Source organism: Archangium gephyra, from assembly GCF_049060025.1.
In the GTDB taxonomy this organism is placed as follows: domain Bacteria; phylum Myxococcota; class Myxococcia; order Myxococcales; family Myxococcaceae; genus Archangium; species Archangium gephyra_A.
The window spans coordinates 8,777,714-8,791,385 of record NZ_JBMEQQ010000002.1 but is presented as its reverse complement, the minus strand read 5'-3'; the positions used below and the strand labels follow the sequence as shown (position 1 = coordinate 8,791,385).

At 69.7% G+C, this 13,672-nt stretch carries 10 protein-coding genes and 3 pseudogenes; 4 read left to right on the top strand and 9 right to left on the bottom strand.

Translation table 11 applies throughout. The features are described 5' to 3' along the window. Position 1 precedes the first annotated feature (1 nt). From ACN28I_RS38420 to ACN28I_RS38405, 4 genes are all read left to right on the top strand, one after another. On the top strand, positions 2-1,024 hold the full coding sequence (locus tag ACN28I_RS38420; protein ID WP_420946861.1) for a pirin family protein: 1,023 nt from the start codon (positions 2-4) through the stop codon (positions 1,022-1,024). A 192-nt stretch (positions 1,025-1,216) separates the two neighbouring features. Further along, on the top strand, positions 1,217-1,360 hold the full coding sequence (locus tag ACN28I_RS38415) for a hypothetical protein (RefSeq protein WP_420946860.1): 144 nt from the start codon (positions 1,217-1,219) through the stop codon (positions 1,358-1,360). Then, entirely contained in the window at positions 1,350-2,453 is a 1,104-nt protein-coding gene (locus tag ACN28I_RS38410; protein WP_420946859.1) for a hypothetical protein, read from the top strand. Before ACN28I_RS38415 ends, ACN28I_RS38410 begins: the two co-directional genes overlap by 11 nt. Before the next feature lie 18 nt (positions 2,454-2,471). Continuing rightward, entirely contained in the window at positions 2,472-3,263 is a 792-nt protein-coding gene (locus tag ACN28I_RS38405; protein WP_420946858.1) for a HalD/BesD family halogenase, read from the top strand. A 111-nt stretch (positions 3,264-3,374) separates the two neighbouring features. Here ACN28I_RS38405 and ACN28I_RS38400 read toward each other — a convergent pair whose 3' ends face one another. From ACN28I_RS38400 to ACN28I_RS38360, 9 genes and pseudogenes are all read right to left on the bottom strand, one after another. Beyond that, a complete protein-coding gene (locus ACN28I_RS38400; RefSeq protein ID WP_420946857.1) occupies positions 3,375-4,358 on the bottom strand; it encodes a cupin-like domain-containing protein in 984 nt (327 codons plus the stop codon). Positions 4,359-4,449: 91 nt separating this feature from the next. After that, positions 4,450-5,637, bottom strand: coding sequence for a thioesterase domain-containing protein (locus tag ACN28I_RS38395; RefSeq protein ID WP_420946856.1), 1,188 nt, complete (start codon positions 5,635-5,637; stop codon positions 4,450-4,452). Further along, the gene (locus ACN28I_RS38390) at positions 5,562-8,648 is read right to left on the bottom strand and encodes a condensation domain-containing protein (RefSeq protein ID WP_420946855.1); all 3,087 of its coding nucleotides are present in this window, start codon (positions 8,646-8,648) and stop codon (positions 5,562-5,564) included. Before ACN28I_RS38390 ends, ACN28I_RS38395 begins: the two co-directional genes overlap by 76 nt. Before the next feature lie 43 nt (positions 8,649-8,691). Beyond that, a pseudogene (locus ACN28I_RS38385) lies at positions 8,692-10,389 on the bottom strand (non-ribosomal peptide synthetase); the annotation flags it as partial. Between the two features lie 47 nt (positions 10,390-10,436). Then, positions 10,437-11,123, bottom strand: coding sequence for a condensation domain-containing protein (locus ACN28I_RS38380; RefSeq protein ID WP_420946854.1), 687 nt, complete (start codon positions 11,121-11,123; stop codon positions 10,437-10,439). Continuing rightward, a pseudogene (locus ACN28I_RS38375) lies at positions 11,113-11,535 on the bottom strand (condensation domain-containing protein); the annotation flags it as partial. The pseudogene ACN28I_RS38375 and the gene ACN28I_RS38380, both read right to left, overlap by 11 nt. A 58-nt stretch (positions 11,536-11,593) precedes the next feature. After that, positions 11,594-11,929 (bottom strand): phosphopantetheine-binding protein, encoded by a 336-nt coding sequence (locus tag ACN28I_RS38370; RefSeq protein WP_420948795.1) that lies wholly within the window; start codon positions 11,927-11,929, stop codon positions 11,594-11,596. Between the two features lie 39 nt (positions 11,930-11,968). Beyond that, positions 11,969-13,294 (bottom strand): annotated as a pseudogene (locus ACN28I_RS38365) (amino acid adenylation domain-containing protein); the annotation flags it as partial. Beyond that, the gene (locus ACN28I_RS38360) at positions 13,179-13,658 is read right to left on the bottom strand and encodes a hypothetical protein (RefSeq protein WP_420948794.1); all 480 of its coding nucleotides are present in this window, start codon (positions 13,656-13,658) and stop codon (positions 13,179-13,181) included. The pseudogene ACN28I_RS38365 and the gene ACN28I_RS38360, both read right to left, overlap by 116 nt. Positions 13,659-13,672 lie beyond the last annotated feature (14 nt).

Sequence of the window (13,672 nt, the reverse complement as noted above, 5' to 3'; positions counted from 1 at the left end):
CATGAAGAGCCCCCTCCTCGAGACCCGTCCGCTGGGCTTCCCCTGGGTGACCGCGGATCCCTTCCTGTTCTGCGTGCACCACAACGACGCCTACCCCGCCGGCAACGAGCACCTCGGGCCCGCGGCGCCGCTCACGGGCCGCAACCTCGGCCAGGACTTCGACGGCAAGGACGGCTGGAACATGTACCACGGGGAGGTCGTCCCCGGTTTCCCCGGGCACCCGCACCGGGGCTTCGAGACGGTGACGCTGGTGCGCAAGGGCCTCATCGATCACTCGGACTCGCTGGGGGCCGCGGCGCGCTTCGGCCACGGCGACGTGCAGTGGCTGACCGCGGGGGCGGGCGTCGTGCACTCGGAGATGTTCCCCCTGGTGGACAAGAGCCGCCCCAACCCGACCGAGCTGTTCCAGATCTGGCTCAACCTGCCCGCCGAGGACAAGCTCGCGCCGCCGCACTTCGCGATGCTCTGGGGCCAGGACATCCCGCACGTGGCCTTCACGGACGAGGCGGGCCGCCGCACCGAGGTGACCGTGGCCGCGGGGCAGTTGGAGGGCCGCCGTGCGCCGCCGCCTCCGCCCCGCTCGTGGGCCTCGCGCCCCGACACGGACGTGGCCATCTGGACCCTGCGCCTGGAGGCCGGTGCGGTGTGGACGCTGCCGCCCGCGGCGAACCCGCGCGCCAACCGCACGCTCTACTTCTTCGACGGCGACGCGCTGAAGGTGGCGGACCACGTCATCCGCGCGCACCAGGCCCTCGTGGTCCGGAGCGACGCGGCGGTGCGGCTCGAGGCCCAGGGCAGCGCGTGCGAGGTGCTGATGCTCCAGGGGCGCCCCATTGGCGAGCCGGTGGTGCAGTACGGCCCCTTCGTGATGAACAGCCGCGCGGAGATCCAGCAGGCCTTCAACGACTACCAGCGCACGGGCTTCGGGGGCTGGCCGTGGAAGTCCGGGGATCCGGTCCACGCGCGGGAAGAGGGGCGCTTCGCCCGCCACGCGGACGGCCGCATCGAGCGGCCCTCGCGCTGAGCCCCCCGGGGTGGGACTGCTCCAGACACGCGGCCACACCGCGTCGTCAATGAGCGACCTCCAGGTAAGTCCTGATTTGTCAGGACCCGCGCGACTCGGATATATGGTTGTTGCCTGATCAACTCCTTGGTGGAAGCGAGTGCCTCACCTCGTCCAGGTGGGCGCTGCACGGTGCGGACAGCGGCAGTGGACATGAGTTTCTCCGACCTGGCACGCGCCCCCGGCCCCACCCGGAAGATCCGGCAGCAGCAGCCCCTCCTCGCGCCAGCCCTCTTCCCCCCTTCCCTCTCGCGGCGCCGCACCACGCGCCTTCGAGGCATGCCCCATGAGTCCTGAGCCCTTGAATCTCAAGCTGGCCCCGCCCCCCCAGCCAGCCGTCAGCTCCTTCAACGAGTGGGACCCGCTGGAGGAAGTCATCGTGGGCATCATCAAGGGCGCCTCCATCCCGGAGTGGGATGTGACCCTGCGCTCCACCATGCCCGAGGAGCACTGGGACCTCTACAAGAAGCAGGGAGGCCAGCCCTTCGCCCAGGAGCTGGTGGACGCGGCCAGCGCGGACCTCGAGGAGTTCGTCCACATCCTCGAGGCGGAGGGCGTGACGGTCCGCCGCCCGCAGGTGATCGACTTCTCCAAGCCCTACAGCACGCCGGACTGGAGCGCCCCGGGTGGGCTGTATGCGGCGATGCCCCGCGACGTCCTGCTCGTCATCGGCAACGAGCTCATCGAAGCGCCCATGCCCTGGCGCTCCCGCTACTTCGAGATCAACGCCTACCGGCCGCTCTTGAAGGAGTACTTCCGGCGGGGAGCGAAGTGGACCGCCGCTCCCAAGCCGCAGCTCTCCCGGGAGCAGTTCAACGAGTACTTCGAGGACCCGATGCCCGGCGGGCCCATGCACTACGCCATCACCGAGTTCGAGCCGACCTTCGATGCGGCGGACTTCACCCGGTGCGGGCGCGACATCTTCTACCAGCTCAGCAACGTCACCAACGAGTTCGGCGTGGCCTGGCTGCAGCAGCACCTCGGCCCCACCTACCGCTTCCATCAGGTGGAGGTCACCGACACGCATCCCATGCACATCGATGCGTCGTTCGTGCCGCTGGCGCCGGGCAAGCTGCTCATCAACCCGGAGCGGGTGAAGACGGTGCCGGCCATGTTCAAGGGCTGGGATGTGTTCGTCGCGCCGAAGCCCTGGATTCCCGACAGCATCCCCTTCTACATGAGCAGCAAGTGGCTGACGATGAACGTCGTCATGCTCGATGAGCAGCGGGTGATGGTCGAGCGGCAGGACGAGCCGATGCAGCGCGCGTTCAAGAACTGGGGCTTCAAGCCCATTCCCTGCAGCTTCCTCAACTTCAACAAGTTCGGCGGCTCGTTCCACTGCGCCACCCTGGACGTGCGCCGACGCGGGGCACTCCAGTCCTACTTCTAAGCACCGGTGGAGCCCTCCATGACCCAGGCAGCCAGACAGAATCCCCCTGCTTCGAGCCCGGCCCCGGCCATCGAGCCGCTCGAGTCCTTCGCCCTCACCTTCTTCGACGCGAAGCGCTACCCGATGGACGCCGCCTCCGCCGAGGCGTACCGGCAGCACTACGAGACGCACCACTACGTGAAGTTCCCGGGGCTGTTGCTCGGCCCGGGCTTCTCCCTGCTCCAGCAGGAGATCTTCCGGCTGCGCGAGTGCGCCTTCCGCCGGCAGTTCCGCATGGAGTGCATGAACAACAGCCCCCGGCAGATGAGCACCCTCGGGGGAGATGGCATCGAGGAGCTCTCGACGCTGGTGCCGCTGCTCTACAGCCACCCCGCCCTGCTGCGCTTCCTCACGCACGTGGCCGGAGCCCCCGTCCTGCCGCTGACGGACATCGACCGGTACGTCGTCAACGACCTGCACCAGAGCGGAGACACCTTCGGCGCGCACTACGACGACTACCCCATCTCGCTGGTGTTCCTCATCGAGGGGGCCCCGCCCGAGGCCGGCGGGAACGTGGAGATGGTGCGGAACGCGAAGTCCCTGGACGAGCTCGAGGGGCCGGACGTCACGCGCCTGTCGCTCGCCGCGGGCGACGCCTACATGCTCAAGTCGGACACCACCGCGCACCGCGTGGCGCCGCTGAAGGGTGACTTCCGGCGCACCGCCATCAACCTCGCCTACAGCACCGAGGGCTTCGTCCCGAAGTTCACCGAGTCGGCCTCGCTGCTCTACAAGAAGGGCTACAAGCGCCGCAACGAGAGCAACGAGTAGGCCTTGTGGCCCTCAGTGTGGACAGGGGGTTGAACCCGGGGCCCTGGCACCCTCACCCCGTCCCTCTCCCGAAGGGAGAGGGGAAATGTTCGTGGACTGACCCGAGGGAGACTAGCGGGCGCCCGCCTCGCGAACGGCCGCCTGAAGGTCCGTGGTGAAGAGCTGCGCCACCAGCGGGCGCGCCTCCTCGGGAAGCTTCGAGAGCGCGATGGCGACGCCCTGCACCCCACCCGGGAAGCCCGCTTCGATCTGCTCGCGCGAGACCGTCTCGCTGTGCTCCTGCACGAGCGCCAGCGGATCCGGCGACTTGAGGATGCGCGTCACCAGGTCCGCGAGCGGATCCTCGACCCAGTCATTGCTGATGGAGATGCACGGCTCCATGGCCTGCACCAGGTGCCACCAGCCGCCGGGGATGAGCAGCAGCTCGCCGGGCTCGAGGATCGTCTCCTCGAAGCGCGCCTGGCGCAGCAGCGGGAACTTCTCCAGGTCCACCTCCTCGGGGTCCACGAGGCTCGCGTTGGAGTCCACCGGCGAGGGGTAGAGGAACGGGGCCTGATCCGGCGCGGCGAGCACGAAGTGCTTGCGGCCCTGGAGCTGCGCGAACAGCGTGCAGATGGGCAGGACGCCGGCGATGCTGTCCTTGTGGATGGCGGTGAGCGTGTTCGCGGGCCCGAGCCAGAAGCGCCTCGTCATGATGCGCTCGGGGGGCGCGTACCGCGGAGCCGGAGCGGCGCTGCCCAGCTCGGGAAGCTCCTCGAGGATGGAGGACTCGCCCAGGTAGAGCCGGCAGTCCGGCTTCTGCTCGATGATGGAGAGGTACTCCGCGACCGTGATCGTCCGGGGACCGGAGTTGTTCAGGTTGTCGAGGTACGGGCCTCCACGCGCGAAGTACGCCATCACGGGATGAGCGCCGTGCTTCTCCTTGAAGTAGTCGAAGGACCACTCCTGGAGGGCCCGCCACTCGGCGACGCCATCGGTGACGACGACCGGCTTCCCCGGCTGCCGGTAGAGCCGATTGAACTCCTCCACCGACAGGTTGGAACGGCGCTCAATCGGCGAGATGGAGAGTCCCTTCTCCGGTCGCGTGATTGACAAGGGCTTGGCCAGCATGCGTCTCCCCGCTGCGATTTGCGTGCGGTTCATCGTATCGCGCGCTCTCTTTGCTTGGCAACGAATGGCCGGGCGGCTACCGCGCCGCGGCCTTCCCCAGGTGCTCCCCCAGACGCTCCGCCAGCAGGCGGGCCTTCTCCGTCTCGAGCACGATGGAGTGGTGCGTCGCATCCACCGCGTGCACCTCGAGCTGGGGGCAATGCTCCACCCACTCCGAGACCTCGCGCACCTGCGTCTCTCCCGACTGGAAGTAGAGGGCGCGTCCCTCGAAGCGCGTGGAACCCGCACGGTAGGTCCGCATCGCCTCCAGGTGGCACCGGTAGAGGTGCAGCATGCGCTCCACGTCCTCGACGCCCTGGAGCAGGGACTTCGCGCTCGGAGAGGACTCGAGCAGGGCCGCCACGTCTTCGTGGTGATCACCCGCCTCGGTGGAGGGCGCCGGCGCGTCGATGAGCACGAGCAGCTCCACCTGCTCACCGGCGCGGAGCAACTGCTGCGTCATCTCGTAGGCGATCAGCCCCCCCATGGACCAGCCGCCCAGGGAATAGGGCCCCACGGGCTGGACCTTCCGGAGCGCAGAGATGTAGAGGGCCGCCATGTCCTCGATCCGCCGCAGCGGCTCGGCGGCCCGATCGACGCCCCGCGCCTGCAGCCCGTAGAACGGAACCTCGCTCCCCAGGGCATTCACCAGCTCCCGGTAGCAGAAGACGGAGCCCTCCCAGGGATGGACGCAGAAGAACGGCGGGCGCGAGCCTCCCGTCCGCATCGGCACCAGGACGCCCTCCTCCTCCCCGGACTCCTGCCGCAGCGCCTGGCACATGTGCGCGAGCGACGCGTCCCGGAAAAGCGAGGCGAGCGGCACCGACCGGTTCAACCGCTCACGAATCCGCGTGAGCAACTGAATGGCGAGCAGCGAGTGGCCACCGAGCTCGAAGAAGTTGTCGTGCAGCCCCACCCGCGTGACCCCCAGGACCTGCTCCCAGATGGCCGCCACCTCGCGCTCCAGGCCGTCGCGCGGAGCGACGAACCGCGCGCTCAGCGGCCCCACCTCCTGGGCCGGCACCGGCAGCGCCCTGCGATCCACCTTCCCCGTATCCGTGACGGGGATGGCCTTCAGGACGACGAAGGCCGAGGGCACCATGTACTCGGGTAGCTGCCTGGAGAGCGCCTCCCTCGCGCCTTCACTCGTCAGGGTCTCGCTCCCGGCCGGCACCACATACGCCACCAGCCGCCGGTGACCCGGCACATCCTCGCGCGCGAGCACGACGGCATCGCGGACAGAGGGCAGGGCACGAAGCGCCGCCTCGATCTCCCCGAGCCTCGATGCGGTAGCCCCGGATCTTCACCTGCGTATCGGCGCGGCGGACGTACTGCAGGCTCCCATCGGGCAGATACCGGGCGACATCTCCGGTCCGGTACATCCGCGCTCCGGGCGTGCCGGAGAACGGGTCGGGGACGAAGCGTGTCGCGGTGCAGCTCCGGCTGGTGCAGGTACCCGCGCCCGAGCCCGAGCCCACCGATGTAGAGCTCGCCCGGTACACCCACCGGCACCGGCTCGAGGTCCGCACCCAGGACGTAGATCTGACTGTTGCGGATGACCCGGCCCAGGGAGACCTCGCGCACCGGACGCCCATCCGGGTGGGCCGTGGCGACGAGGTCGCCGAGCACACTCACCGAGGCCGCCTCGGACACGCCGTACGTATTGACCAGCCGGACCCTGGCCGGGACATGGCGCGCCCACGCGAGGGCCCGCTCGGGGATGGCCCGCTCGCCACCGGTGACCATCAGCCGCAGGGACTCGGGGACCACGAAGGCCGCGTCGAGATTGGCGGCGACCTCGTGCCAGAAGGCCGTCGGGAGGTTCACCGCGGAGATGCGCTCCTGGCGCAGGCGCGCCCAGAAGTTCGTGTGCGCGTCGAGCATCTCCGGCGTGCGGACCACCAGCGTGGCACCGCACGTCAGGGCGGGGAAGATCTCCTCCACCGTGCTGACGTCCCAGCTGATGGACGAGAACTGCAGCACCCGGTCCGCCGAGGTGAAGCCGTAGTCCTCGCGCGTCACGTAGGCGTAGTTGAGCAGGGCCCGGTGCTCGACCATGGCCCCCTTGGGGCGGCCGGTGGAGCCCGAGGTGTAGATGACGTACGCCAGGTTCGACGAGCAGACGCCGCTCTCGGGGTTGTCATCCCGCTCGGACTCCAGCCGCTCGCCATTGTCGCCGAGGACGAGGACCCGGGCGCCGTGCGGAGGCAGCCGCTCCAGCAGGTGGGACTGCGTGAGCAGCAGCGCCGTACGGGAGTCCTCCAGCATCATCCCCACGCGCTCCTTGGGGAACACGGGGTCGATGGGGAGATAGGCCCCGCCCGCCTTGAGCACACCCACCATTCCCACGTACAGCTCGAGGCTGCGCTCCATCACCACCGCGACGACACTGTCCGGCCCCACGCCCAGCGCGCGCAGCCGGTGCGCGAGCTGGTTGGCGCGGCGATTCAACTCGCCATAGGACAGCTCCTGCTCGCCGAACCGGAGGGCGGGCGCGTCCGGCCGTTGGGCCGCCTGCGCCTCGATGAGCTGGTGCACGCACGCATCCTCGTGCGCGGCCGGGGTCGTGTTCCAGGTATGCAGGAGCTGCGTCCTCCGCTCCGCCGGAAGCCAGGAGAGTGCCGGAATGGCCCGCTCCGGGCCCTCCAGCGCACTGCCGAGCAGCACCTCGAAGCACTCCATCCACCGGACCACCGTTTCGGGCTCGAAGAGGTCGGTGTCCAGCTCCGCGCGAAGCTGGAAGTCCGCGTCGGACTCGATGACCGTGAACGTGAGGTCGAACGTGGACGTCGCCCCCTCGATGTCGAAGGTGCTGGCGCGCAGCTCGCCGAAGCTCGCCGGTACGGCGCCATGCGCATGGTGCACGAGCATCGCCTGGAAGAGCGGTGTGTGCTGGGTGGAGCGGACGGGCTGGAGCGCCTCCACGAGCTTCTCGAAGGGCACGTCCTGATTCGCGTACGCATCGAGACAGGCATCCCGCACGCGAGCGAGCACCGCGCGGAAACCGTCGCCCGGGCGGATGCGCGTGCGGATCACGAGCGTGTTGATGAAGCAGCCGATGAGCCCCTCGGTCTGCCGGGCGGTGCGGCCGGAGATGGGCGTTCCCACCAGCAGCTCGTCCTGGCCCGACAAGCGGTGCAGCAGCACCTGGTAGGCGGCCATCAGGGTCATGAAGGGCGTCACCCCCGCGTCCCGGCTGAAGGTGGCCAGGCGCTCACGCAGCGCCAGCGGCAGCGTCCGGGAGAGGGTGGTCCCCCGGTAGCGCTGAACGGCCGGACGCGCTCCATCCTGGGGAAGCTGGAGGACCGGAAGCTCCCCCTCGAGCTGCTTCTTCCAGTAGGCGAGCTGGGCATCGAGCAGCCCGTTCTCCGCGTTCCGCCGCTGCCAGGCCGCGTAATCCGCGTATTGGACGGGCAGCGGCTCGAGCCTCGGCGCACGCCGGGCCACCTGCGCCTCGTACAACTCCGCCAGCTCCCGCGTCAGGATGGGCAACGACCACCCATCGCACACCGCGTGGTGCATCGCGACGAGCAGCACCGCCTCCGTCTCCGACAGCTCGCACAGGTGCGCGCGCAGCAGGGGCCCACGCGCGAGGTCGAAGGGAGCCTCCGCCCACTCGCGGCACACCTCGAGCAGACGCGTCCCACGGGCCTCGGGGCTCAGCGCGCGAAGCGAGACCACCTCGAGGCGGGTGTCCCGGGCATCGGGAGCAATCACCTGCTGGAGTTCGCCCCCGGCGGACGCCACCAGGCGCGTGCGGAGGACCTCATGACGCCCGGCCAGCGCCCTCAGCGCGGCCTCGAGCGCGGCGTGGGAGACCTGCCCCTCCAGGCGCACGCTCACGTGCATGTTGTAGAAGGCGCTGTTGCTCTCGAGCTGATCCAGGAACCAGAGGCGCTGCTGCGCGAAGGAGGGCAGCAACGGCCCCGCCCGGTCCACGACGGTGAGCGCCTCGGGCGCCGGACGGGTGGCCTCCGCCTTGAGCCTGTCGATCTCCTCCGCCAACTGCCCCAGGGTGGGAAGCTCGAAGAGGGCCTTGAGGGACAGGCTGATGTCGAAGGCCTCCCGCAGCCGGGAGACCATCTGCGTGGCCAGGAGCGAGTGGCCGCCCAGCTCGAAGAAGCTGCTCCCGGTGCCGACGTTCGTCACGCCCAGCAGCGCGGACCAGATCGCCGCCACCTTCCGCTCGGTGTCCGTCGCGGGCGGGACGTAGTTCGCCCCTTCGAGCTTCCTCACCCCGAGGCTCCGGAAGCGCGTTGCGGTCCACCTTCTTGTTCGACGTGAGCGGCAGCTCCGACAGGAAGACGAAGGCCGAGGGCACCATGAACTCGGGAAGGCTCTCGCGCAGGAACGCGCGCAGGTCGGTCGCGTCCGGCGAACCGCTCCGCACCACGACGTAGGCGACCAGGCGCTTGCCACCACCGCCCAGGTCGTCCCGCGCGATGACCACGTTCTCCCGGACCCGCTCGTGACGGGCGAGCACGGCCTCGACTTCGCCCAGCTCGACCCGGAAGCCACGAATCTTCACCTGATGGTCGGCCCGCCCGAGGTACTCCAGGTTCCCATCCGGCATCAGCCGCGCCAGGTCTCCCGTCCGGTACATCCGGCTGCCGGGGGCGCCGAAGGGATCCGGAATGAAGCGCTCGGCGGTCAGCTCGGGGCGGGCGAGATAGCCACGCGCGAGCCCTTCGCCGGCGCCGTACAGCTCGCCCGCGACGCCCACCGGCACCGGCCGCAGCATGGAGTCGAGGAGATAGACACTGATGTTGGGCAGCGGGCGCCCGATGGGCGGCAACGCGGGGGACTCATCGATCGCCACCTCCTGCCCCCACCAGCTCAACGCGTGCGTCTCCGTGGGCCCGTAATGGTTGAGCAACCGGCAGCGGGGCAGCCGCCGCAGCATCGTGCGGACGTCCTCCGTGACGCGAAGCTGCTCGCCGGCCACGGCGATCTCCCGGAGACACAGCTCCACGTCCGGTGCATGCGCTGCGGCGGACGCCAGGCTGTGCAGGGCCACCACCGGCAGGAAGAGCCGCTCCACCCGCTCGCTGGCGATGAGCCGCAGGAGCGCCTCGCCGTCACGCCGCTGGTCCTCCGACGGCAGCAACAGGACGCCGCCGGTCGCCCACGTCGAGAAGATCTCCTGCAGCGACACATCGAAGCTGGGCGAGGCGAACTGCAGCGTCTTCGTCCCCTGCGTGGCCATCGAGTGCTGCCGCTCCCACTCGATCAGGTTCGAGTGTGCGCGGTGGCTCATCGCCACGCCCTTGGGCAGGCCCGTGGACCCGGACGTGTAGATGACGTAGGCGAGATTCAGGGGGTCCACCCGGCGGGAAGCCTCCCCCGTCCCGGAGCTGTCGCCCGGCTCGTCGGCGAACACGAACACGCTCCCGCCGAGGCCCTCGGCCGGGAACGAGGACTCGTGCCGGCGGGCGGTGACCACCACCGGGCTCCGGCTCTGGGAGATCATGAAGGTGATGCGGTCCGCCGGATAGCCGAGGTCCACCGGCAGGATCGCCCCACCCGCCTTCAAGATGCCGAGCATCCCCACGAGCATGTCGAGCGAGCGCTCGATGCAGAGCGGAACCGCGACATCGGGGCCGATGCCCGCCGCCCGCAGACGCCGCGCCAGGCGGTTGGCACGCGCATCCAGCTCGCCATAGGTGAGCTCGACACCGTCGTGGCGTGCGACGATCGCCTGGGGATGGCTCCGAACGGTCTGCTCGACCCACTCGTGGACACCGCGCTCCGCGGGGAAGGGGGTGGGCGCGGGGGTGCTCAGCGCGAGCAGTTGCCGGCGCTCGTCACTGGAGAGCAGGTCCACCTCGGACACCCTCGCCTCGGGGTGCCGGGCCATCGCCTCGAGCACCTTCGTCCAGTGGGAGGCGAGCCGGTCCACCGTGGCGCGCTCGAAGAGGTCGGTGCTGTATTCGATGGTGCAGGCCAGCCCGTCGGCCGTCTCATCCACGGAGAGCACCAGCTCGAAGGTGGCGATCCGCCGGTCCACCGCGGCCGGCGACACCTTCAGGCGCGGGAGCTGGAGGCTCCGGCATGGGCTGGTTCTGGAGGATCAGCATCGCCTGGAACACCGGCGACGTGCCGAGCTTCCCGAGGCAGCTTGAGCTGCTCGACGATCCGGTCGAAGGGAACGTCCTGGTTGTCGTACGCCGCGAGCGTGGTGGAGCGGACGGCGCGGAGGACCTCACGGAGCGAGTCATCGCCATGCACCCCGACGCGCAACGCGAGGGTGTTGACGAAGAAGCCGATCATCCCCTCGAGCTCGGCGCGATTCCGGTTGGCGATCGGCGTACCGACGATCACGTCCTCGGAGCCGCTGTAGCGGTGCACGAGGACATCGAAGGCTGCGAGCAGCACCATGAAGAGCGTCGCCCCCTCCTCCTGCGCCCGGGCCTTCAGCTCCCGCATCAGACTGGCGGGCAGCAGGCAGGCCGTCGTCGCGCCGCGGTACGTCTGCTGCGCCCGGCGCGGACGATCCGTTGGAAGCTGCATCACGGGCAGCGTCCCGGAGAGCCGCTCGCGCCAGTAATCGGCCTGCTTCTGCAGGGCCGGCTCGAGCAGCCACTCGCGGTGCCATTCGCTGTAGTCCGCGTACTGCAGCTCGAGCTTCCGGCAGGGGCGAGGGCTGGCCCGCCAGGAACGCGCGGTACAGCTCGACCAACTCGCGAGCGAAGACGCCCATCGACCACCCATCGAAGATGATGTGGTGGACGACCAGCAGGACGAAGTGCTCGGTCTCCGAGAACCGGAGGAGGGTGACGCGAAGCAGCCAGTCGCGCTCGAGATTGAACGGCCGGGCCACGCGCTCGTCACACAACCGGCCGAGCTCCTCCAGCCGCGCGCTCACGTGCTCGAGTGGCAGCTCGAACGGCGGATGCACCACCTGCATGACGCCTTCGGGCTGCTGCTCGAAGCGGGTGCGCAGCGACTCGTGACGCCGCACCAGCTCGCTCAGGCTGCGCTGGAACGCCTGGATGTCCAGGTCCCCCGTCAGGCGCATGCCGAAGCTGAGGTTGTAGGCCGAGGTGTCCGGGCTCAGCTCCTCGAGGAACCACAGCCGCGCCTGAGCGGGCGAGGCGGAGAGCTGGAAGGTCTCGTCATCCATCTCGAGCTGCGAGGCTTCATCGATGCGGGCAGTCAAGCGTTCTCCTGAAGGTGAGGCGTCAGCCACGTGGCTTGCGATTCTTGAGGTCCGCGCGGGAGATCCGGCGGAGCTGCGGACCGGCGTTGGCTTTCTCCCGCCGCTCGAGGTCTTCCGCCAGCGAGGACAGCGTGGGTTTCTCGAACAGCAGGGTCAGCGGAATCTCGACGTTGAAGGCCTGCCGGATGCGCGAGACGAGCTGCGTCGCCAGCAGCGAGTGGCCGCCCAGCTCGAAGAAGTCGTCGCTGGCGCCGACACGCTCGACCTGGAGCACCGCCTGCCAGATCTCCGCGAGCCGCCGCTCCCCCTCGGTGCGGGGGGCGACGTACTCGCGCTCGTCGGAGGCCAGAGGGACCACGGGCAGCGCCGCCCGGTCGATCTTGTCCGAGGGGCCGACGGGGAACGACGGCAGCAGGACGATCTGCGAGGGCAGCATGTAGTCGGGGACGCGTCCGCGGAGGTGATGCTTCAGGGCCGCGGTGGTGACCGAGGGGTCCGCCAGCACCGCGTACGCGACCAGCCGCTTGTTGCCCTGGGTGTCCTCGCGAACGACGATGACCGCCTCGCGGACCGCGGGATGCTCGTTGAGGACGGTCTCCAGCTCACTGGGCTCGACCCGGAAGCCGCGGATCTTCACCTGCTCATCCAGGCGCCCGAGGTATTCGAGGGTGCCGTCCGCCCACCACCGGGCCTTGTCTCCGGTGCGGTACAGGCGCGCGCCCGGTATGCCCGAGAACGGATCCGGAACGAAGCGCTGCGCGGTGAGGTCCGGCCTGTCGTGGTAGCCGCGGGCCACGGTGAGCCCTCCGATGCAGAGCTCACCGGGCACGCCACAAGGCGTCCGGTTCCCGTCCGGGTCCAGCACGAACGTCCGAACGTGGGAGAGGGACGCCCCGAGCGGGACCTCCCCCTTCGACAGCCGCGCCTCCGGCATGGCCGTGATGTCGCACGCGGTCACCATCACCGTGGTCTCGGTCGGCCCGTACTCGTTGAAGAGCCTCACGCGCGGGTCCACCACGCGATTCCACTCGATGGCACGGCTCGGCAGCATCTTCTCTCCGCCCACGCCCACCAGGCGCAGCGACGGCGGCAGCTTCAGGCCCCCCAACGTGAGCGCGAACGTCAGCTCGGACCAGTAGGCGGTGGGCGGCTTGATGAACGTGACGCCCTGACGCTCGCACTCGTCGAGGAACGTGCGGACCGAGTCCAGCATCTCCTCGGTCCGGAGCACCGCCGCCCCGCCCACCAGGAGCGGAGGGTAGAGCTCCATGATGCTGGTATCCACGCTCAGGGAGGCGAACTGCAGGACACGCGAGTCCGGTCCGAGCTGGTACAGGGCGACGTTCGCCTCGAGGAAGGCCGCGAGGTTGCCGTTGGAGATCATCACGCCCTTGGGCAGGCCCGTGGAGCCCGAGGTGTAGATGATGTACGCGAGCGACTCCGGGGGCCGCGCGCAGCTCACGTTCGACCGGGGCTCGCACGCCAGCTCGCCGCCCAACTCCTCCACCAGGAGCGGCTGGAGGCCCGGAGCCTCGACCGTTCCCACCAGGGCCCGCGTGGTGATGACGAGGGAGGCCCGGCAATCCCGGAGGATGGCGCCTTGCCGTTCACTCGGATGGGTCGGGTCCAACGGGACGTAGGCACCGCCCGCCTTGAGGATCGCCAGGAACGCCACCACCGCGTCGATCGAGCGCTCGAGGCACACGGCGACGAGGACATCGGGACCGACGCCCCTCCGGACCAGGAGGTGCGCGAGCTGGTTGGCGCGCGCATCGAGCTTCCTCGTACGACAGCGCCTGCTCGCGGTGGAGGAGCGCGAGGGCCCGTGGCGTCCTCGCCGCCTGCCGCTCGAAGGCCTCGATGAACGAGGTCCCCATGGAGTCGCGCGCCGGCCCCGGCTCGAAGCGCTGGAGCCCCTGCTCCTCCTGCCCGGTGAGCAGGGGAAGCGCGCCGATCCGGGCGCCCTGGTTCCGGACGGCGGCCCGGAGCAGTGTCTCGAGGTGGCCCCGCATCCGCTCGATGGTGGAGCGGTCGAAGAGGTCGGTGTTGTACTCGAACGTCAGCGCCAGCCCCTGCTCCCGCGGCATCACGCTCAACGCGA

What these genes read in the sequence shown, in the direction of transcription:
- ACN28I_RS38380 (WP_420946854.1), bottom strand. Translation starts at nt 11,123, where the DNA reads ATGGGTGGTCGATGGGCGTCTTCGCTCGCGAGTTGGTCGAGCTGTACC.
- ACN28I_RS38420 (WP_420946861.1), top strand. Translation starts at nt 2, where the DNA reads ATGAAGAGCCCCCTCCTCGAGACCCGTCCGCTGGGCTTCCCCTGGGTG.
- ACN28I_RS38360 (WP_420948794.1), bottom strand. Translation starts at nt 13,658, where the DNA reads ATGCCGCGGGAGCAGGGGCTGGCGCTGACGTTCGAGTACAACACCGAC.
- ACN28I_RS38405 (WP_420946858.1), top strand. Translation starts at nt 2,472, where the DNA reads ATGACCCAGGCAGCCAGACAGAATCCCCCTGCTTCGAGCCCGGCCCCG.
- ACN28I_RS38415 (WP_420946860.1), top strand. Translation starts at nt 1,217, where the DNA reads ATGAGTTTCTCCGACCTGGCACGCGCCCCCGGCCCCACCCGGAAGATC.
- ACN28I_RS38410 (WP_420946859.1), top strand. Translation starts at nt 1,350, where the DNA reads ATGAGTCCTGAGCCCTTGAATCTCAAGCTGGCCCCGCCCCCCCAGCCA.